Origin of the sequence: Zhongshania aliphaticivorans, from assembly GCF_001586255.1 — a bacterium.
GTDB classification, from domain to species: Bacteria; Pseudomonadota; Gammaproteobacteria; order Pseudomonadales; family Spongiibacteraceae; genus Spongiibacter; species Spongiibacter aliphaticivorans.
In genome coordinates, this window is record NZ_CP014544.1 from 1,517,541 (window position 1) to 1,542,010 (window position 24,470).

The following is a 24,470-nucleotide window of genomic DNA, read 5'->3' on the forward strand; positions in this document are numbered from 1 at the left end:
ATTAAAAGGCCTCACAGCTGGCTTTTTCAACCACGATACCCGCCTCATAACAGATATTCGCTCCATCACTTATTTCATATAAGCCGTGAATTTGCCCATTCTTCATCCGTAACACGCTTTTGAGTTCCGCGGCGTCGTAGCTGAATATCTTCTTACGTTGCTCATCAATATGCGTCACTACCATAGTGGTAAACTTACCGCTGATATCAGCGAGGTCGACAATGGTGACAGTGTCACGCTTACCCTCAATACCACTGGGGTAAGAAAGTACCGCGCTGAAGGTAAATCTCGGCTTCATGAAATCCTCTTTCATATCTGCGGCGTATTGGTCACCCGCGGCAGCCTCCTCTGTAGCCTTGTCCAAAAATGTTGAGGAAACCGTTTGAAATTTTCCATAGCCCAAAACAAAGTGGCGCTGATTATTCACTTGGCTGCGCTGCCAATCTTCCTGAATGCCGATGTGATCTTTCTCCCCCATATTAGCTTCGCGCTGTTGAATAGAGTGAAGATAATGGTCGGATTGTTTCCAGCTTCGGCATTGCCCAATTGGGGCATAGACCTCATAAACAACATAGCCGTTAACGAAGGTCGTCTTTGGCGCCGAACGTGCTGACGCCATCAATGAGCGTTTCTTGCCGCTCTTTGGTCTTGTTATATTTGGGTCTGGAGCATCGACATTGCCACACAATTCATAGTTCGACAGATCGGTATTTAAATGATTTTCAGGCCTAGCTGTTTCACGGTTCGCGAGAAATACCGCTTTTAAGTCTTCGTAGCCAGGCAGGGCGAGTGCGGGCAGCGAATAGTCAAATGTCGTTGGTTGCATCGCGTCCTTGTATTCTTGATAGATCGGAGCGGGGGGCATTCGATAGACGCAGGCTGCGGTTAGTAGTGTGGTAGCGAGTAAAAACGGTATCGACAAGGTGCGCTTAAACAATGTCTGCTTCAACATAGGGTCCTCGGCAAGGCAATGAGTCTGAAAATTAGACAGTTCGTGTTATACAACTGGCGCCTTTAACGACACGGGACTACTGCGAAAAAGCTGAAAGGAAAATCCAGAAAAACGGGGTAGTTAGCTGCATAAATACCTAAGTGCAATAAAGATAAGTAAAATTTTTCTTTGCTGCAAGCCAAAAGTCACTGCCGCAATACGCTAGACGGGAGGCGGAAAACGCAAAAGCCGCGAATCTTGGCGCTTACGTTTTTTTGCCCTTAGCGCCTCCCATCTCCCGTCAAGCCTTTCCCGAAATCACATCGCCCCGGAAATCGCGGCATCCAACAAAATACTCGCCTCTGGATTACCGTTTTGCTTTAGATAATTGCTACCTACATCAGTAAACTTAGGAATCATCTCCGCGCCCATGCCCAATGATTTAAATTGGGAGACCAGCTGCGCTCCTGCTTTTAAAGAAGGGTTGGAGTCAGTTGCCATTTTCATTGCGCTGCCAAGTAAGCCGCCTTCACCCTTGGCGGTAGCAGTCACTGCTGGCGCGGCGTTGAGTAGACCACTCGCACCGGGAATGGCGTTGGCGATGACGTTAAAGTCATTTCCAGATAATAAGCTTTGTGCGGTCTGCAGCAAGGCGCCCATACCACCGGTAGCTTGTGATGTGCTTACGCCGAGTGTTTGGCTTAGTAGTGGCAGTAGTTGAATGCCTGTTTGAATCATGCTGCCGGTAGCGGTTTGATTGGCCGCTGCGGCGGTGTTGGCGTCAAGGGATACGCTGCTGCTTATACTTACTTCGCTGCTCGATGCGTTGCTTGTCGTTGTGCTTGTGGTGGTTGTAGTAATGCTGCCGGTTTTCTCGGCGGGCGATGTCTTGGCTGGCTTACTTTCTTCTGTTGGTGCTGGCTCTGGTGAGCTAAAGATACTTGTTAGGCTGTCCCAGAAACCAGCGTTGGCTTGCAGGCTAAATGCGCAAAATACGGCGATACATAGTGTTTTTTTCATTGATTGTTCTCGCTTGAATCGAAGTGGGTCTGCTTAGATTGATAGTTAGCTTAGATGCATGTTCAGCGTCTCGCCACTCACTGCAGCGACTGTAAGTCAGCTGTTGGCCTGTTAAGTTCAATGGCGGCACTCGGGAGTCCTTGATTTGCGGCGGGTTTCGGCTTGCGAAGCGGTAGCGCTATGGCCATAATAGCGCGCTTAAACCCTCTGCAGTTTTACGCTGTATTTTATATGTCACGTGACCTTTGGTAGGGGCCACCACTGAAAGGATAAGCTTATGCCAGTTATTACGCTTCCCGACGCGAGTCAGCGCGTTTTTGATAACCCCGTTACTGTTGCCGATGTCGCCATGGATATTGGTGCGGGCCTTGCCAAGGCTGCACTTGCTGGCCGGGTGAACGGTAGCTTGGTCGACACAAGTTATTTGATTTCGGAAGACGCCGAGCTGGGTATCATTACGGAGCGGGATGAAGAGGGCGTGGATATTATCCGCCACTCCACCGCGCATTTACTGGCGATGGCTGTGCAGGATTTGTTTCCTGGTGCGCAGGTTACTATTGGTCCCGTTATTGAAGATGGCTTCTATTATGACTTTGCCTATGAGCGTGCCTTTACCCCAGAAGATCTAGAAAAAATTGAAGCGCGGATGACTGAATTGTCCTCTGCGGATTTGACTGTGTCGCGCAAGGTGATGAGTCGCGAAGAGGCGGTCAAGGCGTTTAGCGATTTGGGTGAAGAGTACAAAGTCGAAATCATTAAAGACCTGCCGGGCAATGAAGATATCTCTGTTTACCAGCAGGGCGACTGGATGGACTTGTGTCGTGGTCCCCACGTACCCAGCACTGGCAAGTTAAGCGCCTTTAAATTGACCAAGGTTGCTGGCGCCTACTGGCGTGGTGATCAGGCCAATGCGATGTTGCAGCGTATTTACGGCACAGCTTGGGGTAATAAAAAGGCACTTAAAGCCTATTTGAACCGCATTGCCGAAGCTGAAAAGCGCGATCACCGTAAAGTGGCGAAAAAGCTCGATCTTTTCCATATGCAGGAAGAGGCACCGGGTATGGTCTTTTGGCACCCCAAAGGCTGGAGTGTTTATCAGGCGATTGAACAGTATATGCGCGACAAACAGCGCAAAAATGACTACCAAGAAATTCGCACCCCGCAGGTAGTGGATATTTCCCTGTGGGAAAAGTCCGGTCATGCCGACAAATTCAGCGATGGCATGTTTACCCTAAGTGCAGATGAGCGCACTTTTGCCGTTAAGCCCATGAACTGCCCCTGCCATGTGCAGATATTTAATCAGGGCTTGCGCAGCTACCGCGACTTGCCATTGCGCTTGGCGGAGTTTGGCTCCTGCCACCGCAATGAGCCTTCGGGTTCGCTGCACGGTATTATGCGGGTTCGTGGCTTTACTCAGGATGACGCGCATATTTTCTGTACTGAAAATCAAATTCAGCCTGAAGTTGCCTCGTTTATCGATTTCCTTCACGAGGTGTATGCGGACTTTGGCTTTACCGAAGTGATTTATCGTCTTTCAACTCGCCCAGAACAACGGGTCGGTAGTGAAGAAGATTGGGATCGCGCCGAAAAGGCTTTGGCCTTGGCCCTCGATAGCAAAGGTTTGCCGTGGGAATTATTGCCCGGCGAAGGTGCTTTTTATGGTCCTAAAATTGAATTCTCATTAAAAGACTGTATCGGCCGAGTGTGGCAGTTGGGTACGATTCAGGTCGACTTCTCAATGCCGGGTCGTCTTGGCGCTCAGTATGTTGACGAAGCAGGTACTCGGCAAACGCCAGTGATGTTGCACCGGGCAATTTTGGGTTCATTTGAACGATTTATTGGTATTTTGATCGAACACTACGAAGGCGCATTTCCGGTCTGGCTGGCACCCGTTCAGGCGGTTGTTTGTAATATTACGGACAATCAGGCCGAATATGTGACAAATGTGCAAGATTTATTGAGAGATTGTGGCTTTAGAGTCGATGCGGACTTGAGAAATGAGAAGATCGGCTTTAAAATCCGCGAGCACACAATTCAGAAGGTCCCCTTCCTTTTTGTCGTTGGTGACAAAGAGGTAGAAACCCAGACTGTTTCGGTACGTGCACGTAGTGGCGAAGATTTGGGGTCAGTGTCCATTAATGACCTCAGTAAACTCCTCGCAGACAGCGTAGCTAAACGCAGCCGCGCAAATTCGGAGAACTAGCAATTAAACGCGATAACGCAAAAGGGCGCAGCAAAAGAGCGCCGATAAACGAAGAAATTGAAGCCAATGAAGTTCGCTTAATTGACGCAGAGGGCAACCAGGTTGGTGTTGTCCCGCTGGCGGAGGCATTGAAAGCCGCGCAAGAAGCGACATTGGACTTAGTTCAGATCACTGATTCAGACCCAATTGTCTGTAAGATCATGGACTACGGCAAACATGTTTTCGAGGCCAAAAAGCAGCAAGCTGCGGCTCGGAAAAACCAAGTTCGAACTCAGGTTAAGGAAGTAAAATTCCGCCCGGGTACGGAAGATGGGGACTATCAGGTAAAACTGCGCAACCTGACACGTTTCTTGGAACACGGAGATAAAGCCAAGGTAACCCTGCGTTACCGCGGTCGTGAGATGGCCCACCAGGAATTGGGAATGCAGCTGTTGAAGCGGGTTGAAGAAGACCTTGCTGAATTCGGTTCTGTAGAACAATTTCCGAAAATGGAAGGTCGTCAATTGACCATGGTCATTGCTCCGAAAAAGAAAAAGTAGTGAGCTCTTAGGGCCTACTTGATTTAATTTACATTAAGAATGCGGAGTATCTAACGATGCCAAAACAGAAAGTACACAGCGGGGCGGCAAAACGCTTCAAGAAAACCGGTAGCGGTTATAAGCGCAAAAGCGCTCATAAAAGCCACATCTTGACCAAGATGACCACCAAACGTAAGCGTCAGCTACGTGGCACTAGTGCTGTCCATAAGTCGGACAAAGTTCTGGTTGACCGCATGTTGCGCGCCATCTGATTAACGTCATCAAGATTAAGAGGAATATTCTATGCCCCGCGTAAAACGTGGTGTGACCGCACACCGTCGTCATAAAAAGATTCTGAAACAAGCCAAGGGTTACTATGGTGCCCGTTCACGTATTTACCGTGTTGCAAAACAAGCGGTAATTAAAGCGGGTCAATACGCTTACCGTGACCGTCGTGCCAAGAAACGTGTTTTCCGCGCTTTGTGGATCACGCGTATTAACGCTGGATCACGTGCTAATGGCCTGAGCTATAGCCGTTTGATCGCTGGTTTGAAAAAAGCAGATATCGCTTTAGACCGTCGCGTATTGGCCGATTTGGCCGTACATGACAAAGAAGCCTTTGCTGTTATCGTAGAACGCGCGAAAACAGCCTTAGCTTAAAAAGCGATAGGCCGTTGCGTAGCGGCCATATAGCTTTGTTTTACTATAGGGAAAGGGCTTGTGCCCTTTCCCTATTTTGTTTCTGACACAGTAAATTTAGCCACGCTGCAGTGCGGCGGGGCGTTAGCGCGGAGATTGGGAGCGCAGCATGGATAATCTAGAAGGGCTGGCGGCTGAAGCTGCGGCAAAAATCAGTGCCGCCACAGACGCGTCGACCTTGGATCAGGTGCGGGTTGAGTATCTTGGTAAGAAAGGCCATATCACGGCCCTGTTGAAGGGCCTTGGCAAGCTCTCTGCTGAAGAACGTCCTGCTGCGGGTGCCGAGATCAATCGCGTGAAAGAAGCGCTGTCAGCGCAGATTGCAGATGCTAAGCAGCTAATGGATCTGGCGGCGGTGAATGCGCGGCTTGAAGCTGAAAAAATTGACGTGACCCTGTCTGGGCGCGGTCAGCAAGCCGGTGGCTTACACCCTGTAACCCGTACTATTGAGCGCATCAGTGCCTTTTTTGAAAGTATTGGCTTTGAAGTGGTTGAAGGCCCAGAGATTGAAGACGACTACCACAATTTTGAAGCCTTAAATATCCCTGCCCACCATCCTGCGCGGGCGATGCACGATACCTTCTACGTAGACGAGTCCACGGTCTTGCGTACCCACACCTCGCCGGTACAGGTGCGGGTAATGGAAAGTAGCGAGCCGCCGTTAAAAGTCATCTGCCCAGGTCGTGTATACCGCTGCGATTCTGACTTAACCCATACCCCGATGTTTCATCAAGTTGAAGGGTTGTTGATCAGCGAAGAATCCAGCTTTGCGGACCTCAAAGGCTTGGTCGAAGCCTTTTTGCGCAGCTTCTTTGAAAAAGAGCTGAATGTGCGTTTCCGTCCGTCCTACTTCCCTTTTACCGAGCCTTCGGCGGAAGTGGATATTGAATGCGTGATGTGTAATGGCGAGGGTTGCCGGGTATGTAGCCAAACCGGTTGGCTGGAAATTATGGGCTGCGGTATGGTCCACCCTCAGGTGTTCGAACATGTAAATATCGACACTGAGCGCTTTACCGGTTTTGCCTTTGGTATGGGCGTTGAGCGCTTAGCGATGTTGCGTTATGGCGTTAACGATTTGCGTCTGTTTTTTGAGAATGACCTGCGTTTCCTCGGTCAATTTAGATAAAACAGCCTCAGCGACAATTTTCAAAACGGATAGCATATGAAATTTAGTGAACAGTGGTTGCGTGAGTGGGTTAACCCTGCGGTTGGCACCGACGAGTTAGCGGCGCAAATTACCATGGCCGGCCTAGAAGTGGACGCCATTGATCCGGTAGCCGGTGTATTCTCTGGCGTTGTTGTGGCTGAGATTGTGGCAACAGCGCCGCACCCCGACGCTGAAAAATTGCAGGTTTGTCGTGTTAATGCTGGCAGCGAAGAAGTGCAGATAGTCTGCGGCGCCGCCAATGCTCGCCCCGGTATAAAGGTACCGCTGGCAACCTTGGGCGCGGTATTACCGGGTGACTTCAAAATTAAAAAGGCCAAACTGCGGGGCGTTGAGTCCTTCGGCATGCTCTGCGCTGAAGAAGAGCTAGGTTTGGCGGAGAAATCCGATGGCCTGATGGAATTGCCTCTAGACGCGCCCGTCGGCGAGGATATTCGCGTATTTCTTGGCTTAGACGATTCGATTATCGAATTGGGTTTAACGCCAAACCGCGCTGATTGTTTGAGTGTTCGCGGTATTGCCCGTGAAGCAGCCGTGCTCAATGACATGGCTTTCACTGATTTAGATATCGCGCCAGTGGCGGCAGTCAACGACAGTCAGCTGCCGATTCGGGTCGAGGCGGGTGCAGATTGCCCTCGCTATGCGGGCCGCGTTATTCGTAATGTCGACGTGTCTAAGCCTAGCCCGCTGTGGCTGCAAGAAAAGCTGCGCCGCTGTGGTTTGCGCAGTATCGATGCGGTGGTCGATGTTACCAACTTCATTCTGGTGGAATTGGGCCAGCCCATGCACGCCTTTGACTTAGATAAACTCAGCGGTGGGGTGGTAGTGCGGCACTCAAAGGCTGATGAGTCTTTGGAATTGCTTGACGGCCAAACACTGACCTTGCGTGAAGGCAGTTTGCTGATCGCGGACGAACAGCAGCCCCTTGCACTCGCCGGTATTATGGGTGGCGAAGTGTCGTCGGTGATTTCTGCGACTCAGAGTCTATTTTTAGAAGCGGCCTTCTTTACGCCTGATCTATTGGCAGGCCGGGCGCGGTCTTACGGCTTGCATACCGATTCCTCGCATCGCTTTGAGCGTGGCGTCGACTTTGAGCTGCCTGCACGGGCCATAGAGCGCGCCACGGCGCTAATAGTTGCGATATGTGGCGGTGAGCCAGGGCCGGTATCGGTCATCGACTCAGCGCCCATGCCTGAGCGCAAGGCGATTCTGCTACGTGAAAAGCGCATTGCCAAAGTGCTGGGCATGGACATGGCTGCCAGCGACGTAGAGTCCATTCTCGCGGGTTTAGGTTTGACGGTAACGCGTGTTGACGGTGGCTGGGACGTTACGGCGCCGAGCTGGCGTTTTGATATCAGCATTGAAGTCGATTTACTCGAAGAGTTGGCGCGGATTTACGGCTATAACCGCCTGCCGGTGCGGCCGATTCAAGATGCGCTGACTATTCGCCCAGCGACTGAAAGTAAGCGCAGCCTGAGCGCGCTTCGCCAGCAATTGGTTGCCCGTGGCTATCAAGAGGCGGTGACTTACAGTTTTATTGATCCCGCAATGCATAAGGCGATGGCCGAGGGTGTGGAAGGTGTTGAGCTGCTCAACCCAATTTCTGCCGATATGTCGGTTATGCGCACCAGTTTATTGCCCGGTTTGATAAAAACCGCCATGCACAATGCCAAACGCCAGCAGCCGCGTATTCGCATCTTTGAAGCGGGTCAGCGCTTTGTTAAGGGCGATAACGGCTTGCAGCAAATTCCAACGCTAGCGGCACTCATTACTGGTCGACGCACTGCTGAAAGTTGGAATGAAAACGGCGAATTGGTCGATTTTTATGATCTCAAAGGTGATTTAGAAAGCTTGCTGTCTGTTGTTGCTGGTGAAATTACCTTCGCGCCGGGCAGTTATGCCGCCCTGCACCCAGGTCAATGCGCCGATGTATTCTGCGATAAAGTGCTAATTGGCCGTATTGGCGCTCTGCACCCAAGCTTGCAAGCCCAGTGGGATATGGTCAATCCGGTGTATTTGTTTGAGATTGATCAACAGCCAGTATTGGCTCGCGATGTGCCTAAATTCAGTGAATTGTCTAAATTCCCTGAGGTGCGCCGGGACTTGGCCTTGATCGTTGCTCGCGAATTACCTGCAGCTGACGTGTTGCAGGCAATTAGAGGTGCGGCAGGGGATTGCCTCAGTGACTTGAAGCTGTTTGACCTCTATCAAGGTAAAGGCATTGATCCTGAAAGAAAAAGTTTGGCTGTGGGCTTGACGTTCAGGCATTCATCACGCACTCTGAATGAGGAAGAGGTTAATCAATCTGTTGCGGCAGTTGTGCAAACCTTGCAGGAGGCATTTGGCGCAAGTTTAAGGAACTAGTGTGATGACGTCCCTCACTAAAGCAGAAATGGCCGAACGGTTATACGAAGAGCTAGGCTTTAATAAGCGTGAGGCGAAGGAGCTCGTGGAGTTGTTTTTTGAGCAGATTCGCCTCTGTTTGGAGAATAACGAGCAGGTGAAGATTTCCGGTTTCGGTAATTTTGACCTCCGTGACAAAAGTCAGCGCCCCGGGCGTAACCCCAAAACGGGAGAGGAGATTCCAATCTCTGCTCGTCGCGTGGTGACATTTAGGCCCGGCCAAAAATTAAAATCCAGGGTAGAGGACTATGCTGGAACCAAGTCATAACGACGAATTACCGCCTATACCAGGTAAGCGCTATTTCACTATTGGTGAAGTCAGTGAACTGTGCTGTGTAAAACCTCATGTTCTTCGTTATTGGGAGCAGGAATTCCCGCAGCTAACACCGGTAAAACGGCGCGGCAATCGCCGCTATTATCAGCATCAAGATGTGTTGATGATTCGCCAGATTCGCAGCTTCTTATACGAAGAGGGCTACACCATTGGTGGTGCCCGGCAGCGCATGTCTGGTGAAGTTGCTAAAGAAGAATCCTCACAGGCGCGGCAAGTTATTCGGCAAATGCTCGGTGAATTAGAAGAAGTCGCAAAACTTCTCAAAAGATAGTTCACTAAATCAATACGTTGGGGTATCATGCCACCCCTCAAATCGGGGCGTAGCGCAGTCTGGTAGCGCACCACACTGGGGGTGTGGGGGTCGCAGGTTCGAATCCTGCCGTTCCGACCAATTAAATAAAAAAGGCCACTCAAGCGAGTGGCCTTTTTTATTGGCAGTCACTTCATAAAGCCCTCCTTAAACAAGCGCAAAACCTCACAGCAAAAAATCGCGTTTCATCGTTAGGCAATATCTGCGTGCTAGCGTAAGGCTCTACCCCATTATCGGGGGATAGCACTCATCAAACCCTGTTAATCACTCCGTCCCACCCGCAGTGGGCCAGCACTCTCATCCTGTAATTTTCAAAGTTTCTAAAACCATACGCTCGTCGTGTCATCATTTCCATTTTGTTGTGGAAGCCCTCAGTTATTCCGTTACTTTTACTAAATCGCCACATGGCCACAATGGGCTTCAACCAGGAGCGCAATGTGTTAGCTAGCGCTCGTAGCGGGCTCTCAGCTAGCTCATCAAGCAATTTCATGAATACCGGCAACTTGATGCTGGCTTTCTTGCGCGTCAGGGTCTTGAGCAACACAAATCGGATTAATCGTTGCTTGGCCACATACAGTGCTTGCAGCACTGGGTACTCAGCCAAATACTGCATAAGGTTGGCGTGCTGCTCATCCCGCAAATTCCATTGATGGCGACGCATTAAACTGATCAAACCGCGGTTCTTTCTGCCCTCAGGATCATGCTGCTTCCAGACACTTAAAAAGTGCTGGTTAATAAGCCTGACCACATGGAATCGGTCAGCCACGATCGCGGCATTGGGAAAGTAGCGGCGGGCAATGCTGCGGTACGTTTCCGAGAGATCCATCACCACAACCTGAACGCGCTCTCGTCCCTCAAGGGCCTTTAAATAGCGGCGCAAACTCAATTCTGATCGTCCTAGTTGGACATCAAACACTTTGTGATTCTTGAGGTCGGTAAGCGTGGTCGCATAACCCTTTTTACGGGTAAAGAAATGCTCATCTATCCCTAATACGCGAGGGCAATATCGGCGATCCCCCTCGGAACGCTTTTGCTTAATATGGTGCTGATACCAACGCTCTACCGTCGCTGGGCTGATTTGATGGGTTCGAGACAACTTGCGCTGCGTTACACCGCCATCGTGGGCTTCGAACACTTCCAGTCGATAGGCTTCTGAAGCGCGAAAACGCGGACGAATACCGGTAAAGGCGTGACGAAAATAGCGCTTACACTCCTGGCAATGGTACTTGGGTACTCGAAGGTGCAAGGTCATCACTTGATTCCCCTGACGAGTGTGCTTCACCGTCCTGAGATGCGTGGCTTTAATCCTCAGGCCATTGCCCTGACAATGCTTACAAGGCGGCCTGTGCACAGGCTTTGCCCAGACTTCGATCCCTTTCCTGCGGACTACCCGTTCAATCTCAAGGCCAGGTATGCCTATAATTCTTCCTGCGTGGGACATCGGTATTCTCCATCAAACTGTTTCTTCGCAAATTCAGTTTAATGAATGCCGGTGTCCCCCGTTAATGATGAAGAGCCTAGCGTAATAGGCTGGCTTGTCCAAATATTGTTGCCGCTTTGTCGAAAACGTCTAGATTGCGTCTTGATCGGTGCAATTTATGCATAAGTTATTTTTAAGACGGCATAGCATTGCCATGGGAATAATCTCATTAAGGCCAAGTGAATTTTCATCATTCTTTGGCTTTAGTTACCTTGTTGCGGATGTTAACTATTTCAGGAGCCGATATGACGGCGTTTTTACGAAAGTTTATTATTCTGGTTGTGGTGTGTACCGCTCCGTCTCTGGTGTTGGCTTACTCACTGACAAATACACTTAAAAAAGGCAGTATTGCTTTTGGTTCCTGTCTTCAGCAATGGCAATCTCAGCCTGTTTGGCAATCGGTGATTGCTCAAAAGCCCCAAGCTTTTGTGTTTCTTGGTGACAATGTGTATAGCGACGTCGGCCCTTATCGTAATGTGGCGTTACCAGATCGTATCAATCAAGCTTATAAGGACTTAGCTAAGGTCGAAGAGTTGCGGCGGTTTGGTATGGAAAAGAATATTGATGTGTTCGCAACATGGGATGACAATGATTACGGGCTTAACGATGGCGGTGCTGAATTTACTTATCAAACAGAGTCTCGGGCGTATTTCGCCGACTTTTTTGGCCTGGAGCTAGATCGCATTGGCGATTTGGATCAGCGCGGTATTTACCATTCTCGGTATCGTGATATTGGTGGGCTTAGGGTTCAGTTTTTAATGCTCGATACCCGCAGTCACCGTAGTCCCTTGAAGACAAGCGATCAGAAATCCGCTTGTAGCCCGACCGGAATCATACCGAATACTGATGACGACGCGACGATTCTAGGTGAAGAGCAATGGCGGTGGTTGGCTGGCGAGTTTAAAAAGCCAGCAGATCTGCGGATTATAGCCAGTAGTATTCAGGTCTTGCCTACTGAGCATTGCTTTGAGAAGTGGGCTAATTTTCCCAATGAGCGGCAGCGGCTTTTCGAACTGATCAAAAGTAGTGCGGTTAGCGGTGTAGTTATCATCAGTGGCGACCGACATTTGGCAGAAATATCGAAATTAGATGGCGCGCTGGGCTACCCGCTGTATGAGATTACTGCCAGTGGTTTGAATTCTGCGCTTGGCGCCAATAGCCCTGCGGCAAAAGAGCCTAATGTGTTGCGCACCTCGGCCAAAAATGTGCTGACTGATAATTTTGGTAGTATCCAGATAGAGCGGGGTGGTGACGATGCGGTTTTGCAATTTCAAATTCACGATGTGCAGGGCGAGGTACTGGACGAGGTTGAGTTATTATTGAGCGTTCTTAAGCCTGGAGCTTGATGTTGCTTGGTGTGCTAATGGTCCCCGACTAAGGCAGTATGTTGCCTTAGTCGGCTTGTAAAGGGGCTTACCGTTTGCGAAGAATTAAACTGCCAATAGAGTAACCGGCGCCAAAGGAGCAAATTACCCCAATATCACCTGCGCTTAAGTCTTCGTGATGCTTGGCAAACGCAATAATAGATCCTGCCGAGGCGGTATTTGCATATTCATCAAGGACAATGGGCGCTTCTTCAAGCGTGGCGTCACGGCCGAGTAAACGCCTGCTGATTAGCAGGTTCATATTGATGTTGGCCTGGTGTAGCCACCAACGTTTCAATTCCGAAACCTGGATTCCGTGGCTCTGCAAATGGCTTTCAATGTGATCGGCAGCCATTGGGCAGACTTCTTTAAACACTTTGCGACCGTTTTGATGAAATAGCTTGTCTGCTGAGTAAGGATCTTCATCTGTTGTACGGGTAACATAGCCGAAGTTAGAGCGAATATTATTTGAGTAAGAGGTGACACTTTTGGTGCCGAGGACGTCAAAGGCGTGAGCAGACTGACAAGTTGCGCTGCTTTCTACCACGACAGCGGTCGCTACATCGCCAAAGATGAAGTGGGAGTCTCTGTCCATATAATTGACTTGGGGAGAGGTGAGTTCAGGATTGATGACCAGTACACCTTTTGAACTGCCTGCTTTTATTGCGTCTACGGCGCGCTCTAAGCCAAATGTCGCAGCCGAGCATGCGACTAGCATATCGAAGCCAAATCCCTGGATGCCTAAGGCCGCTTGCACTTCAATCGCGATAGCGGGATAGGAGCGCTGGGTATAAGCGCAAGACACTATAACCATGTCAATATCGGCGGCGGTTTTATTCGCGGCCTTCAGCGCTGCTGTGGCTGCAGCGATCGCCATTTCTGCTTGGTGGGACACTTGCTCGTCACTGCGTACCTCAAGTATCGGACGCATACGTGTTATATCTAAAGTCCCTTCTTTTGAATATATGTAGCGACTTTTAATTCCAGACACTTTTTCAATGAAATCGGCGCTAGACAGCGGCTTTGCTTCTAGATCTCCTGATTCAATGGCGACCTGATTTTCTAGATTGAAGTGTTCCGCCCAGGCGTTGTAGCTGCTTACGAGCTCCTCATTGCTAATGCTATGTGTTGGAGTCCACAGGCCGACCCCGCTAATGACAACAGAGGAGCTCATTTGATTCATCCTTATATTTTTCGTTTAAAGTATAGGTGAAAGTGTGACCGACATGGCGCATACAGTCTATATATTGAAATAACAAAAGCAAAATGACATTAAAAATACCTGCGGCACTAGGATGCGGCCTTCAAATTGACGCATCTTACCCCGTGCAGCTGAGTGAGTGCATAATCGATATAGCTCATGATTGGCGTTTAAACGATCACGCTAGTGCTTGGTGCCGTAAGCTTTGAGGCCGTCGCGGGTTAACTAGTGCTTGGTTTGGTTAGTTTCGTGGCGGGTGAATACTCGCTGAGCGGGGCTTATTCTACATATTGCCGTTTTAAATGTTCACGTTTTTGGGGGCTTAAGCCAAGGGCTTGCTCTAAATATTCATCCATTGAATTAAAATTTTCATCAATGGCGGCGAACGCGGCCTCGAGAAACTCGGGCCGGGTAGAGGTAAGCGTTGCAAAAAGGTCTGGGTCTACATCAGGCTTGTCAGCGGCGTATTTGTTAGTGAGGTACTCAAGTTCACCTGCTGGGGGGTAATATTGACTCGTGAGAAGATAGTCTTCCATAACGATATTACGGGGAACATCAAGGGCAGACAGAATGAGTGCTGCAGCAAATCCAGTGCGGTCTTTGCCTGCGGAGCAGTGGAACATAAAGGCGCCGTCATCTAGGTTTAGTAATAACTCAAACATTTTGCGATAGGTTTGGCAGTGATTAAGCGCTAGCTCGCGATTTATTTGGGTCATCCATGTCGCCATTTGACCGGCGCCAATGTTGCTGATCTCGATGATGTCGTGCTGATTGCCAGGGCTGATACTGAGGTTGTGTATTACTGCTGCGGACTGTGCACTGAGTTTAGTCATGTCTAGCTGGTACTCATGGGCATTCCGAAAGTCGCAAATGACTTTAATTTCAAAGTCATTTAATAAGCGTTGATCGAGGTCGCTTAAATTGGAGAGTCGGCCTCCCCGTAACAGCTTTCGCCAGCGTGTTGTTCCACCGTCACGAGTTTGGTAGCCACCTAGGTCGCGCACGTTGGGAGCACCTTCTAGGGAGAGCCTACGGGTATTGACGTCTGGTGATACGGTGGACATAGCGTTTTGATCTCGTGTGGGGATGGTTAATATTAATCCGATATTTGATGTGATTACCAGCGTGTGGTCATAGCGGGTTTTGTCGCAGCAAACCATGATGCGCAAGGAGCGCATTATTGACACTAGACATTTTCATGATGACCTTTTATTCTCCCTGTCATCATAAATTCCAATAATAAGCTTATAACGACGATTCCGATTAAGACCTTTATGAATAGTGCTATCTAAATCGCTCGATGTGGGCGGGTACGCTGACATTCTCAGGGAGTCAAATAAGGGTTTAAACTCAAGGAGATATTGTGCCGACTAAAACAATAATAAGAAAATCAGCAATGAGGCTTATGTTAGATCAAAACAAGACGGCAGGAATAAAAAGACGAGCGGGTGGATTTACGCTGCAACGTCTACTTGTGGTATTGGCTGTATCTTTGGCCCTGGGTTTGATTGTCTTTTTGCTATGGAAGATGCTGCGCAACCCCCTAGAGACTGGGCTCCATGTTATCCGCTTAGAGCAAATAGACAGCGCCGCTAAAGCTGACGTTGAGCTTAATCAGCAGATATTGCGAGCGCGATTAGCGCTTGAATCTGGCGCTAGAGAGCTTGAGCTGGCGCGAGATCGATTTGATGTCGCGCAGAGTTCCTTAAGCAGTGGTAAGGCAGGCTTAAGTGATTTGAGCCGGGATATTAACCAATCTTTACAAATATATCGAACCCAAGCGGGCGATAAATTGACGTTGCTGAATGATTATTCGGCGCGGTTGGCACGCTTGGCGCAGTATTTTTCGGTGATGCGTGTGGCGGGTATTTCGGTGCTGAATGCGCCAGCGGTGAATAGTTCAGAGTCGCTTCGTAAACGTATAATGACGTTGCTTCAAGAGGCCACAGCCTACAGTTTGCAGTCCTCACCAGAGAATGCGTTTGTTATTGATGAGCTGGCGGCCGAGGTCAGCGAGGCTGCGGAACAGCTTGATAATGATGCTGCGCGGGGTGCCTTAGGCCACCTCCTTGAAACGGTAAGTTTACTGCGCAGCAGTCGCGATGATTTACAGAAACTAATTAGCCAGTTTGACGCAATCGAGACCGGAACCGCTTTACAGAATTTACAATTGGCGTACGAAAATCATTTTCAGGGCCTGCAAGACACCGCCCGTCGCTATCGTCAAACCCTTGCGGTATATGCGGTTGCCCTGTTGTTAGCATTCGGGCTGATCGCGCTACGCTTGCGTTCAAGCTTCTCGGCTTTGGACAATGCGAACAATGAATTGCAGGATACCAATAGTAATCTAGAGCAAATTGTAAATAAGCGAACTCAGGCACTTAGCAAGGCCTTAGATGATTTGAAAATGCAGCAAGGCCAGCTTATTCAGTCTGAAAAAATGGCCTCGCTCGGGCAAATGGTTGCGGGGGTTGCCCACGAAATCAATACGCCGCTGGGTTATGCCAGTAGCAATGTGGAGATTATTCGAGAGTCTCTGCAGGGTATGGGGCAAGAAGTCGATGCGGAAAGCCTCGAAGAGTTTGATGTATTGCTGGCTGACGTAGAGTATGGCCTGAATCAAATTTCAGAATTGGTGATGAGCCTCAAGGACTTCAGTCGTGTTGATCGCTCTCAATCGCAACTGTTTGATCTGAACGCAGGCATTGATACAGCACTTAAAATTTGTAATAACCAGCTTAAAGATGGCATCAATATCGAGCGAAATTTCGCTGAGCTACCTGAGATAAGCTGTGCACCCTCGCAATTAAACCAAGTTTTTCTTAATCTTATTAATAATGCTGCGCAAGCCATGGATGGCCGAGGTTTGATCCAAATTACCACGCGTCAAGTCGATGCTTATGTCGAGGTTGCTATTAGAGATAATGGCAGCGGTATGGATGAGGATACGCGTGCGCATATATTCGAGCCGTTTTTTACGACCAAAGCCGTGGGCAAGGGCACAGGTTTAGGTTTGTCGATTGTATTCCGAATTATTGAAGATCACGGTGGCACTATCCAAGTTGAGTCTGAGCTTGGTAAAGGCACCGAGTTTGTGGTTCGACTGCCGATAAAGAAAATTGGGAAAGCGGCAGATGTTTCGCCTGCGAATGACGTGGTTCTGCTTGGAGAATAATAATGGATGAATTGGCAAATGTGGACACTGCGGAACAAAAGCCGCGTATCTTATTCGTTGATGATGAACCGCGCATTTTGGTCGCGTTAAAGGCTTTGTTTCGTAAAGATTACGATGTTGTGACAGCGAATTCTGGTGCCGCTGCGCTGGACATTCTCCGCGATGGAGATGTCGATGTTGTGGTGAGTGACCAGCGGATGCCGGAGATGACCGGTGTTGAGGTGTTGCGCTCAGCTAAGGACATTCGCCCCCGTGCGATCCGGGTTTTGCTTACCGGCTACTCTGATTTAAGTGCTATTTTGTCGGCGATTAATGACGGTGAAATTTTCCGCTTTATTAATAAACCTTGGTCTAATGTTGATTTGCGCCAAACTATCGCGGCGGCGGTCAAGGCGTCAGCCATCGAACATGTTGAGTTGGCGGCTGAAGAGGATATTAACGAGAAGGTTTACATTCCGGGTGTTGACGACGTTGGCACCTTGATTTTAGATGATGATGAAGCGACTCGCGATACCTTGCAGCGAGTGCTTGGTCGAGAGCGAGCAGTGTACTCTGCTAGAAATCTCGATGAAGGTCTTGAGCAGCTTGAAAAACATAAGATAGGCGTGATCATTACGGAGCTCACCGTGGGCGGCGAGGTCGTTACCGACTTGCTTAGTGCACTTCGGCAACATCATCCGAGCTTAGTCGCGATCGTGTTAACTGGGCAGTCTGATGCCGAGCAGGGTATTGACCTGATAAATCGCGGGCAAATTTATCGTTTTTTAAGCAAGCCAATTAGCGAGGGTCTATTGCGTGGCAGTGTTAATTTAGCCATGCGTCGCTATGAAATATTGCAAAAAAATCCGGCCCAAACATTACGTATTGCCGCAGAGGCGGCGCCACCGCCAGTAAATGATACTCGTGGAGTATTTAAGCGGATCGGCCGTTTGTTTGGTTTGACAGCATAGCTGCCTAAAGTCGGAGGTTGAATAGTGAGTGAAATGATGGAAGCAGCGGCATCGCCAAGAAAGACCGGGTTTGGACAGTCAGCTGAATCTGTAATTGCGATTTCTTTATTGGGTGTTTGTGCGGCGGCGGGTTTAGCGGCGTTTTTGTCGTCGGGTGGCGAGCAAAGTATAACGAGAACTGCTGCGAGTGAAGCGGCGACCTTTGAGCTCACCGCTGCCCAGAGTGGTGAGGCGCTGCAATCGGAGGAGCAAGCTGTGCTCGCTGAATGGCAGCGTCGACTGGACGGCGAGTTTAGTCAACATGAGCAGAGTAAGCTTCAGCAGCAGCAATTAGCCACCTTGCAAGAGCAGTCTGCTGCATTGGCAATGGCTCAGGCTGCAGCGGAGGCTGCAGCCCGAGCTGCGGAAGCCGCGGAGGCGCGGGCCAGAAATGCTGAAAAGGAACGTCAGCAGGCAATTGCGTCGGCCCGCCAAAAAGAAGCCCCGGCTAAGGCGTCGCCTATTGGCGGAGTGTCGACTAAAGAAGACGTTAAGCCTGCGGTTGTTAGTCGCCGCGCCGCGTCAATTGATTGGGATAGCTGTGCTAGGCCGCAGTACCCTGATGAATCTGTGCGGCTAGGACAGCAGGGTACCGTTACTATGGAGTTTTCACTTGATGCCTTGGGCGTTGTGCAAGACGGCCGGATTATTGAAACCAGTGGTACACGCCGTTTGGATTATCGCGCCTTGTCGGCCTTGTCTAAATGTAAGTTTGAACCCGAGTTAGTTAACGGTAAAGCGGTTGAGTCTTTAACCCAGCTTCGTTTTACGTGGAAGCTTACGCGCTAATACTTAGGCGGTCATTCCTTGGCGTGAATGACCTTCCGCTTTCTTTTTTCGTGCTGCTAGTCTTTTGGCGTAGTGGTTGCGGTGTCTTTGGCGTCTTGCTCGGCGCTGTCGGGTGTTTTGTTTTTTAGCCGGTAGGCAAAGGCAATGATTTCGGCAACAGCAATATAGAGTTCTCGGGGAATTTCGCTCTCAAGCTCTACGTGGCTGAGAAGTTGGAGAAGCTGCTGGTTGCGGTATATTGGTATATCGTGCTCAGTGGCAATCATTAGTATTTGCCGCGCGAGCTCACCTTCGCCTTTGGCGCTAACAGTGGGTGCATTAAGGCCATCGTAGTGCAAGGAGACCGCAATTTCGCCAGGCGTATTTGTCATGCTTGGTCTTCCAATAGTGATTGGCTAATGAGCGGTGAACCCGCCGCTGGGCTAATTCCTGTGTGAGTTTGAATTTCAGTGTCGAGGAGACCTTGCTCAGCCAGTCGCTGGCTCAGTTCATACTGGTGTGTGTCAATCAGCGTGCGGGTGGCCTGACTTTGGGTGTTAAAGCTTATTGTTACTTGCTTGCCGTGCTGACTTACAAGGGTGTTGATGGCACCTAAGCCGGGTAACTCAAAGTTTAAATTAATTTGCCAGCGTCGCTGGTATTGCTCGATATCGGGCTTGGTTTTTTCATGTGGATGCCCCTGTTCTTCGCGTGAACGTTGCCATTGTAGTTGAAGTTGCCAGACGTCGATGCCGTCGTCATCTAAAACAGGCAGTTCAATTAGGTATTGGTTTTGCTGAGGATCCTTTTGCTGTAGGTGGAGCAGTTGATGGGATTGCAGTCTGGCAATTGCACCGTGGCTATCTTGTAGTAGTTGTTTTACTAATGCTTCTTGGCTGAGCTTTGCCTCCCCTAGCTCGGGTGCAAGCCGGGGTTGTGAACGCAATACGCCGGGCAAATCGCTATTAGAGATTGGTCTGTTGTAGGTAGCGCTTGGACCAATATTCATTTTTTGGTTATTTAGGGGTTGGTTCGGGCTTGTTTGGCCGCTTGTTACTAGCGACGAGTCGAGTTTTGCGCCGGTACCCCGTGCTAATCCACTGTAGTCTTGGCTAAGCTTGGCAGATTTGCTTGCGTTCTCTGGCGGGCTTGCCACGTTGCTCAAACGTAAGTTCTCTAGCTTTTGTGCGAGTCTTAGTAGGGCGGCTTTTAGGTCGCCTGGGGGTGCTATGCCGGCAGCGAGATTGCCTTCCATAAAAAAGCCACTGCTTTGGATCGCATTTAGGAGGCCAGCGGGGTTGGACACTTGCTGGCGTGACGGTAGTGTGCCGAGGAATTCGGTACTGGCTTTACTGAGCGCTGCGTTGCTAGCAGGGCTGCTAATTAGCTGATTTATGTTGGCGAGTAACTGATTAATGCCCTGCTGTTGAGGCAGCATTGCTTTTAGCAGGGGGTTAATGGCGCTGGGGCTGGTGTTGATGACTTGGAGGGTCGGGCGCTGCAGGGCATCTTTGCCGGTTACCTGCAGCAATAGCTGCTCACCGCGGCGCAGCGCGGTCTGGCTTTCTGCCATTAGTCGCAGATTACCTGAAGCAAGTTCATAAAGATGGTCCGCGCGCTGCCCCATGACAACAGTGTTGAGCACCTTGTCTGTCGGTAATATTGGTGCTGGCCCAGCGGGGCGATTAAATGCCGCCGGCTGAGTTGCATTGCTCGGATTGATAATGACCATAGGTGGAATAGGGGTTCGAGGGCGTTGTATTCATAATAGCGACATTTCTATCGTAAACTTGAGTTTTATTAGATCGCGTGCGATATAGTTGCGCGCGACCTAGTTAGCTGTTCTAATAGTGATTGTTGATTTTATGGTTTTCACTGGCTGATTTTGCTTAATTTAAAGGAGTACGGAATGACTACGCTATACGATTTTGAAATTCGTAGCTTGCAAGGTAAGGAGCTTAATTTGTCTTCCTATAAGGGTAAGGTAGTGTTGGTGGTGAATACCGCAAGCAAATGTGGCCTTACACCGCAATATGAAGGTCTGCAGGCGCTTTACGAAAAATACAAAGACCAAGGTCTCGTTATACTGGGTGCGCCGTGTAATCAGTTTGCCAATCAAGAGCCCGGCGATGCAGGTGCGATTGAAGGTAGTTGTTTAGTGAATTACGGTGTCAGCTTTCCAATCACGGAAAAAATCGACGTTAACGGTAAAAATGCCCACCCCTTGTTTGCCTATTTGAAAAAGGCGGCACCGGGCACCTTGAGTAATGCAGTGAAATGGAATTTCACAAAGTTTTTGGTTGGTAAAGATGGTCAGGCGATAAAGCGTTTTGCACCAACCACTAAACCGGAAAGTATTGTTGCTGATATCGAAGCCGCGCTAGCTGCATGAGTATGGATTTGAGTGTGCCGCCGCCAAGGCTTGCGCAGTTGCAGTTAGAAAACCAGTTGTGTTTTCCTTTGTATGCAAGCTCGCGACTTATTACTCGGCTATATCAGACGTATTTGACGCCGCTGGGTTTAACGTATCCGCAGTATATTGTCATGATGATTTTGTGGGAGCATGCGCCGTGTTCCATCAAAGCCGTAGGCGATAAGGCCTTGCTCAATACCAATACGCTAACGCCCCTATTAAAGCGCTTAGAGCAGCAGGGGTTTATACACCGGCGACGCGCTGGCCAAGATGAGCGAATGGTACTTGTTCAGCTGAGTGAAGAGGGCGTGGCTTTGCAGGCTGCTTGCAGTGAGATACCGGAAAAATTGGCGGCTAAGCTTGGGGTGAGTCGTGACTCGTTATTAAGTTTAAAGACCTTGTTAGATGAAATTTTACCGGCGCTTTGTTTGGCCGTCGAAACTTAAAAACTTGTGGTTTATTTCGAGGTATAAAAAAACGGGCTCCTAGGAGCCCGTTTTACTGTGCAATTAAAACCTTAGTTAAAGGCTTTAATGATATTGCCCAGCATTTCTTTCGCATCGCCAAACAGCATCCGGGTGTTCTCTTTAAAGAACAGGGGATTGTCGATACCGGCAAAGCCTGACGCCATCGAACGCTTCATAACAAAGACGTTGCGCGCCAAATCAACATTGATAACGGGCATGCCATAGATTGGGCTGCCTTCCATTTCACGCGCGGCTGGGTTAACTACGTCGTTAGCACCGATAACAATCGCCACGTCGAAGGTTTCCATGCGCGGGTTAACGGCATCCATTTCCAGTAGCAAGTCATATGAAACGTCGGCTTCTGCAAGCAGTACGTTCATGTGGCCAGGCATACGGCCAGCAACGGGGTGTATGGCGTAAACCACTTCCGCGCCATTTTTTTCGAGAAGCTCCTGAAGCTCTTTAACCACGTGCTGGGCTTGCGCTACCGCCATACCGTAACCAGGTACGATAACGACGCTGGCTGCGGCTTCAAGTACGTAGTAGGCGTCTTCTGCAGTCATCGCCTTAGCTTCGCCTTCAATCTTGGCGGCGGCGCCCCCGGCAGACACGGCACTAAAGCCACTAAACAGAACGTTGCTCAGTGAGCGGTTCATCGCTTTACACATAATCTGGGTTAGGATAATACCGCTGGCCCCAACAAGCGCGCCTGCAACAATCAGGATGATGTTGTTAATGGCGATACCTGCTGCGCAAGCCGCGAGGCCTGAGTAGCTGTTTAGCAGGGAGATGACCACTGGCATATCGGCGCCGCCGATAGGGATAACCAGCATGATACCGAGCAGCAATGCCAAGCCAATGACAATATACAGGTAGATAGCCGTGGCCGGGTTGAGAGTGAACATCACCGAGGCGGCAACAATGGCTAGGATTAGCAGAATATTGAAAACCCGCTGCCCGCCGAACACGATAGGTTTGCCTGCAATGCGTTCGCTGAGCTTACCCCAGGCAATCATACTGCCAGAGAACGTCACGCCGCCGATCAGGATTGACAGCACAATGGTGATCAGTTGGAAGGTGTTGGCATCCATACCATACAGTGCTGCCCAGCCCACGAATAAGCTGGCTATACCGCCAAAGCCGTTAAACAGTGCAACCATCTCAGGCATGCCTGTCATTTCAACCCGACGAGCCACGAGGGCGCCAATAGCGCCGCCGACCACGACACCGGCCAAAATCCACTTGTAGTCGATAATGCTTTGGTCTAGCAGGGTGATGACAACAGCAATAAACATACCCAATGCAGAGATCAGGTTACCTTTACGGGCAGTTGCTGGCGAGCCCAGCATTTTTAAACCAAAAATAAACAGAACGGCAGCTGCCACGTAGGACAGGTTAACCAGTAATTCAATGCCCATTATTTAGCGTCTCCTTTCTTCTTGAACATTGCTAGCATGCGGTCGGTGACCATATAGCCGCCAATAACGTTGATGGTGGCCATGGCAACTGCAATGGTGCCAAGAACAGTGGCAAGCACGGTGTGCTCGGCGCCAGCGGAAGTAAGTGCGCCCACCAGCGTGATGCCAGATATGGCGTTAGAACCTGACATTAGGGGGGTGTGCAGGGTCGCAGGGACTTTATTGATCAGCTCAAAGCCTAAAAATATAGACAGCATTAAGATGAAAGCCAGAAATACTATTTCCATCATCTTCTCCTAGTTAATTAGGTTTTTAATGGTTTCGTTAACGATCTCGCCGCCGTGGGTAATCACACAGCCTTGGAGAATATCGTTTTCCATGTCGATAACCATCTTCTTGTCATCGCCGTTCCAGCCTTCGTCAACGAGGTTGAAGAGGTTGGCTGAGTACATTTGGCTGGCGTCGCGGCAGACAAAGTTAGACCAGTTGCCGTCACCAATAATAGTTACGCCATCCACAACCACGGTTTTGCCAGCGACCGAACCTTCGACGTTGCCGCCGCTCTCGGCCGCCATGTCGACAATGACAGAGCCGGGTTTCATGCCCTTTATCATGTCGCTGGTTATCAGTACTGGTGGTTTACGGCCAAACAGTTGGGCAGTGGTGATAACGATATCGGATTCAGCAATTTGCTTTTTCTGGCCTTCAAGCTGAAGCTTCATTTGCTCGTCAGTTAAAGCAACCGCGTAGCCATCTTTGGTTTGACCCGTTTCGCCTAGGTCGATTTCAAGGAACTTGCCGCCGAGTGACCGCACTTGCTCAGCGACGACCGAGCGGGTGTCAAAAGCAACAACCTTCGAACCGAGGCGCTTTGCGGTTGCGATGGCCTGTAGACCTGCAACGCCAGCGCCAATGATAAATGTTGTTGACGGCTTAAGGGTGCCGGCAGGGGTCATCATCATTGGAAGGATGCGCGGTAGTTTAGTGGTCGCAAGTAATACCATCACGTAGCCCGCCAAGCTGGCCTGGGAGCTTAGTGCGTCCATTTTTTGCGAGCGCGTGCTACGTGGGATCATTTCCATGCTGATCGCGCTAACACCTTGGTCGCGGAATGCCTTAATTAGCGAATGTTCATTAAACGGATCTAAATAGCTGATATGGATGCAACCGGCTTTCATCTGGCCAATTTCATCTATACTAGGTTTGTTGATCCGCAGAATGATATCCGCTGAGGCGAGGATGGCCTGCCGATCACTGCTGACAGTGGCGCCGGCGTCGGTGTATTCCTGATCGCTGAAGCCACTGCCTAAGCCTAGGCCCGCTTCAACTTGCAGTGTCGCGCCGGCCCGTACTAGCTTTTTGGCATCTGTCGGAATGATCGCTACCCGGTTTTCATCGGCAGCGAGTTCTTTTGGGATTCCTATGAGCATCTTTGTAGATCCATTGTGGTTAACTGTTTTGTTATCGGGTAAACGACCTAGGATATTACAACTGGCTGCAATATGCGATAAATGTGTGTCATGTCGGTGTTATCTATTTCAGATAAAAGTGCCATAAATTAAGGTGATAGCGTCATGCGCTGTCGTGATGGGCGGCTTTTTTCCTGCGGCAG

Annotated in this window: 24 protein-coding genes and 1 tRNA gene; 15 read left to right on the top strand and 10 right to left on the bottom strand. The window is 49.7% G+C overall.

The features are described 5' to 3' along the window. Position 1: 1 nt before the first annotated feature. A complete protein-coding gene (locus AZF00_RS06635; protein WP_008247185.1) occupies positions 2-952 on the bottom strand; it encodes a hypothetical protein in 951 nt (316 codons plus the stop codon). A 297-nt stretch (positions 953-1,249) separates the two neighbouring features. Continuing rightward, positions 1,250-1,951: a DUF2780 domain-containing protein gene (locus AZF00_RS06640; RefSeq protein ID WP_008247187.1), complete on the bottom strand. Its 702-nt coding sequence runs from the start codon at positions 1,949-1,951 to the stop codon at positions 1,250-1,252. A gap of 277 nt (positions 1,952-2,228) precedes the next feature. On the opposite strand from AZF00_RS06640, the gene thrS reads away from it, so the two are divergent. The 9 genes from thrS (at position 2,229) to AZF00_RS06685 (ending at position 9,664) form a co-directional block, all read left to right on the top strand. Continuing rightward, positions 2,229-4,154 (top strand): threonine--tRNA ligase, encoded by a 1,926-nt coding sequence (thrS, locus tag AZF00_RS06645; RefSeq protein WP_008247188.1) that lies wholly within the window; start codon positions 2,229-2,231, stop codon positions 4,152-4,154. Between the two features lie 2 nt (positions 4,155-4,156). Continuing rightward, positions 4,157-4,693 (top strand): translation initiation factor IF-3, encoded by a 537-nt coding sequence (gene infC / locus AZF00_RS06650; RefSeq protein ID WP_081482597.1) that lies wholly within the window; start codon positions 4,157-4,159, stop codon positions 4,691-4,693. 56 nt (positions 4,694-4,749) lie between these two features. Then, on the top strand, positions 4,750-4,944 hold the full coding sequence (gene rpmI, locus AZF00_RS06655; RefSeq protein WP_008247190.1) for a 50S ribosomal protein L35: 195 nt from the start codon (positions 4,750-4,752) through the stop codon (positions 4,942-4,944). A 31-nt stretch (positions 4,945-4,975) separates the two neighbouring features. Next, the gene (gene rplT, locus AZF00_RS06660; RefSeq protein WP_008247192.1) at positions 4,976-5,332 is read left to right on the top strand and encodes a 50S ribosomal protein L20; all 357 of its coding nucleotides are present in this window, start codon (positions 4,976-4,978) and stop codon (positions 5,330-5,332) included. Between the two features lie 148 nt (positions 5,333-5,480). Further along, positions 5,481-6,497 (top strand): phenylalanine--tRNA ligase subunit alpha, encoded by a 1,017-nt coding sequence (gene pheS / locus AZF00_RS06665; protein WP_008247194.1) that lies wholly within the window; start codon positions 5,481-5,483, stop codon positions 6,495-6,497. 36 nt (positions 6,498-6,533) lie between these two features. Further along, positions 6,534-8,900, top strand: coding sequence for a phenylalanine--tRNA ligase subunit beta (gene pheT, locus AZF00_RS06670; RefSeq protein ID WP_008247197.1), 2,367 nt, complete (start codon positions 6,534-6,536; stop codon positions 8,898-8,900). A 4-nt stretch (positions 8,901-8,904) separates the two neighbouring features. Then, complete coding sequence (ihfA, locus tag AZF00_RS06675) at positions 8,905-9,207, top strand: integration host factor subunit alpha (protein ID WP_008247199.1); 303 nt, start codon at positions 8,905-8,907, stop codon at positions 9,205-9,207. Next, positions 9,188-9,544 (top strand): MerR family transcriptional regulator, encoded by a 357-nt coding sequence (locus AZF00_RS06680; RefSeq protein ID WP_008247201.1) that lies wholly within the window; start codon positions 9,188-9,190, stop codon positions 9,542-9,544. The genes ihfA and AZF00_RS06680 overlap by 20 nt, the downstream gene beginning before the upstream one ends. Before the next feature lie 43 nt (positions 9,545-9,587). After that, positions 9,588-9,664, top strand: a tRNA-Pro gene (locus AZF00_RS06685). Between the two features lie 169 nt (positions 9,665-9,833). Here AZF00_RS06685 and AZF00_RS06690 read toward each other — a convergent pair. Then, positions 9,834-11,024, bottom strand: a complete 1,191-nt coding sequence (locus AZF00_RS06690; RefSeq protein WP_062382734.1) for an ISL3 family transposase — start codon at positions 11,022-11,024, stop codon at positions 9,834-9,836. Positions 11,025-11,308: 284 nt separating this feature from the next. Here AZF00_RS06690 and AZF00_RS06695 point away from each other — a divergent pair, with 284 nt between their 5' ends. Further along, positions 11,309-12,409 carry an alkaline phosphatase D family protein gene (locus tag AZF00_RS06695; protein ID WP_008247203.1) on the top strand — a complete coding sequence of 367 codons (1,101 nt, stop codon included), beginning with the start codon at positions 11,309-11,311 and terminating at the stop codon, positions 12,407-12,409. Between the two features lie 67 nt (positions 12,410-12,476). Here the strand turns inward: AZF00_RS06695 and AZF00_RS06700 are convergent, their stop codons facing one another. Together AZF00_RS06700 and AZF00_RS06705 are read right to left on the bottom strand one after the other, a co-directional pair. Next, the gene (locus AZF00_RS06700; RefSeq protein WP_008247204.1) at positions 12,477-13,601 is read right to left on the bottom strand and encodes a beta-ketoacyl-ACP synthase III; all 1,125 of its coding nucleotides are present in this window, start codon (positions 13,599-13,601) and stop codon (positions 12,477-12,479) included. A gap of 305 nt (positions 13,602-13,906) precedes the next feature. Continuing rightward, the gene (locus AZF00_RS06705) at positions 13,907-14,692 is read right to left on the bottom strand and encodes a tyrosine-protein phosphatase (RefSeq protein WP_197465719.1); all 786 of its coding nucleotides are present in this window, start codon (positions 14,690-14,692) and stop codon (positions 13,907-13,909) included. Between the two features lie 341 nt (positions 14,693-15,033). Between AZF00_RS06705 and AZF00_RS06710 the strand changes: the two genes are divergently transcribed. The 3 genes from AZF00_RS06710 to AZF00_RS06720 are packed head-to-tail and all read left to right on the top strand — an operon-like array spanning position 15,034 to position 18,581. After that, on the top strand, positions 15,034-16,803 hold the full coding sequence (locus AZF00_RS06710) for a DAHL domain-containing sensor histidine kinase (RefSeq protein WP_008247209.1): 1,770 nt from the start codon (positions 15,034-15,036) through the stop codon (positions 16,801-16,803). A 2-nt stretch (positions 16,804-16,805) separates the two neighbouring features. Further along, entirely contained in the window at positions 16,806-17,753 is a 948-nt protein-coding gene (locus AZF00_RS06715; RefSeq protein WP_008247211.1) for a response regulator, read from the top strand. Between the two features lie 33 nt (positions 17,754-17,786). Further along, positions 17,787-18,581 (top strand): energy transducer TonB, encoded by a 795-nt coding sequence (locus tag AZF00_RS06720; protein ID WP_231856205.1) that lies wholly within the window; start codon positions 17,787-17,789, stop codon positions 18,579-18,581. A gap of 56 nt (positions 18,582-18,637) precedes the next feature. Here AZF00_RS06720 and AZF00_RS06725 read toward each other — a convergent pair whose 3' ends face one another. Then, entirely contained in the window at positions 18,638-18,952 is a 315-nt protein-coding gene (locus AZF00_RS06725; protein WP_008247213.1) for an EscU/YscU/HrcU family type III secretion system export apparatus switch protein, read from the bottom strand. Continuing rightward, positions 18,949-20,292 carry a flagellar hook-length control protein FliK gene (gene fliK / locus AZF00_RS06730; protein WP_008247214.1) on the bottom strand — a complete coding sequence of 448 codons (1,344 nt, stop codon included), beginning with the start codon at positions 20,290-20,292 and terminating at the stop codon, positions 18,949-18,951. Before fliK ends, AZF00_RS06725 begins: the two co-directional genes overlap by 4 nt. Positions 20,293-20,469: 177 nt before the next feature. On the opposite strand from fliK, the gene AZF00_RS06735 reads away from it, so the two are divergent. Next, on the top strand, positions 20,470-20,952 hold the full coding sequence (locus AZF00_RS06735; protein WP_008247215.1) for a glutathione peroxidase: 483 nt from the start codon (positions 20,470-20,472) through the stop codon (positions 20,950-20,952). Next, entirely contained in the window at positions 20,949-21,419 is a 471-nt protein-coding gene (locus AZF00_RS06740) for a MarR family winged helix-turn-helix transcriptional regulator (RefSeq protein WP_008247216.1), read from the top strand. Before AZF00_RS06735 ends, AZF00_RS06740 begins: the two co-directional genes overlap by 4 nt. A 71-nt stretch (positions 21,420-21,490) precedes the next feature. On the opposite strand, the gene AZF00_RS06745 is transcribed toward AZF00_RS06740, so the two are convergent. The 3 genes from AZF00_RS06745 to AZF00_RS06755 are packed head-to-tail and all read right to left on the bottom strand — an operon-like array spanning position 21,491 to position 24,288. Further along, positions 21,491-22,858, bottom strand: a complete 1,368-nt coding sequence (locus tag AZF00_RS06745) for an NAD(P)(+) transhydrogenase (Re/Si-specific) subunit beta (protein ID WP_008247217.1) — start codon at positions 22,856-22,858, stop codon at positions 21,491-21,493. Beyond that, positions 22,858-23,145: an NAD(P) transhydrogenase subunit alpha part 2 gene (locus AZF00_RS06750; RefSeq protein WP_008247219.1), complete on the bottom strand. Its 288-nt coding sequence runs from the start codon at positions 23,143-23,145 to the stop codon at positions 22,858-22,860. Before AZF00_RS06750 ends, AZF00_RS06745 begins: the two co-directional genes overlap by 1 nt. Positions 23,146-23,154: 9 nt before the next feature. Further along, positions 23,155-24,288, bottom strand: a complete 1,134-nt coding sequence (locus AZF00_RS06755) for an NAD(P) transhydrogenase subunit alpha (RefSeq protein WP_008247220.1) — start codon at positions 24,286-24,288, stop codon at positions 23,155-23,157. Between the last annotated feature and the right edge of the window lie 182 nt (positions 24,289-24,470).

Excerpts from the sequence above, each read along its gene's own strand:
- pheT (WP_008247197.1), top strand. The coding sequence starts at position 6,534 with ATGAAATTTAGTGAACAGTGGTTGCGTGAGTGGGTTAACCCTGCGGTT.
- AZF00_RS06695 (WP_008247203.1), top strand. The coding sequence starts at position 11,309 with ATGACGGCGTTTTTACGAAAGTTTATTATTCTGGTTGTGGTGTGTACC.
- rplT (WP_008247192.1), top strand. The coding sequence starts at position 4,976 with ATGCCCCGCGTAAAACGTGGTGTGACCGCACACCGTCGTCATAAAAAG.
- AZF00_RS06710 (WP_008247209.1), top strand. The coding sequence starts at position 15,034 with ATGTTAGATCAAAACAAGACGGCAGGAATAAAAAGACGAGCGGGTGGA.
- AZF00_RS06705 (WP_197465719.1), bottom strand. The coding sequence starts at position 14,692 with ATGTCCACCGTATCACCAGACGTCAATACCCGTAGGCTCTCCCTAGAA.
- AZF00_RS06715 (WP_008247211.1), top strand. The coding sequence starts at position 16,806 with ATGGATGAATTGGCAAATGTGGACACTGCGGAACAAAAGCCGCGTATC.
- fliK (WP_008247214.1), bottom strand. The coding sequence starts at position 20,292 with ATGGTCATTATCAATCCGAGCAATGCAACTCAGCCGGCGGCATTTAAT.
- thrS (WP_008247188.1), top strand. The coding sequence starts at position 2,229 with ATGCCAGTTATTACGCTTCCCGACGCGAGTCAGCGCGTTTTTGATAAC.
- pheS (WP_008247194.1), top strand. The coding sequence starts at position 5,481 with ATGGATAATCTAGAAGGGCTGGCGGCTGAAGCTGCGGCAAAAATCAGT.
- AZF00_RS06640 (WP_008247187.1), bottom strand. The coding sequence starts at position 1,951 with ATGAAAAAAACACTATGTATCGCCGTATTTTGCGCATTTAGCCTGCAA.
- AZF00_RS06745 (WP_008247217.1), bottom strand. The coding sequence starts at position 22,858 with ATGGGCATTGAATTACTGGTTAACCTGTCCTACGTGGCAGCTGCCGTT.
- AZF00_RS06720 (WP_231856205.1), top strand. The coding sequence starts at position 17,787 with ATGATGGAAGCAGCGGCATCGCCAAGAAAGACCGGGTTTGGACAGTCA.
- ihfA (WP_008247199.1), top strand. The coding sequence starts at position 8,905 with ATGACGTCCCTCACTAAAGCAGAAATGGCCGAACGGTTATACGAAGAG.
- AZF00_RS06700 (WP_008247204.1), bottom strand. The coding sequence starts at position 13,601 with ATGAGCTCCTCTGTTGTCATTAGCGGGGTCGGCCTGTGGACTCCAACA.
- AZF00_RS06725 (WP_008247213.1), bottom strand. The coding sequence starts at position 18,952 with ATGACAAATACGCCTGGCGAAATTGCGGTCTCCTTGCACTACGATGGC.
- AZF00_RS06740 (WP_008247216.1), top strand. The coding sequence starts at position 20,949 with ATGAGTATGGATTTGAGTGTGCCGCCGCCAAGGCTTGCGCAGTTGCAG.
- AZF00_RS06635 (WP_008247185.1), bottom strand. The coding sequence starts at position 952 with ATGTTGAAGCAGACATTGTTTAAGCGCACCTTGTCGATACCGTTTTTA.
- AZF00_RS06750 (WP_008247219.1), bottom strand. The coding sequence starts at position 23,145 with ATGGAAATAGTATTTCTGGCTTTCATCTTAATGCTGTCTATATTTTTA.
- AZF00_RS06755 (WP_008247220.1), bottom strand. The coding sequence starts at position 24,288 with ATGCTCATAGGAATCCCAAAAGAACTCGCTGCCGATGAAAACCGGGTA.
- rpmI (WP_008247190.1), top strand. The coding sequence starts at position 4,750 with ATGCCAAAACAGAAAGTACACAGCGGGGCGGCAAAACGCTTCAAGAAA.
- AZF00_RS06690 (WP_062382734.1), bottom strand. The coding sequence starts at position 11,024 with ATGTCCCACGCAGGAAGAATTATAGGCATACCTGGCCTTGAGATTGAA.
- AZF00_RS06735 (WP_008247215.1), top strand. The coding sequence starts at position 20,470 with ATGACTACGCTATACGATTTTGAAATTCGTAGCTTGCAAGGTAAGGAG.
- AZF00_RS06680 (WP_008247201.1), top strand. The coding sequence starts at position 9,188 with ATGCTGGAACCAAGTCATAACGACGAATTACCGCCTATACCAGGTAAG.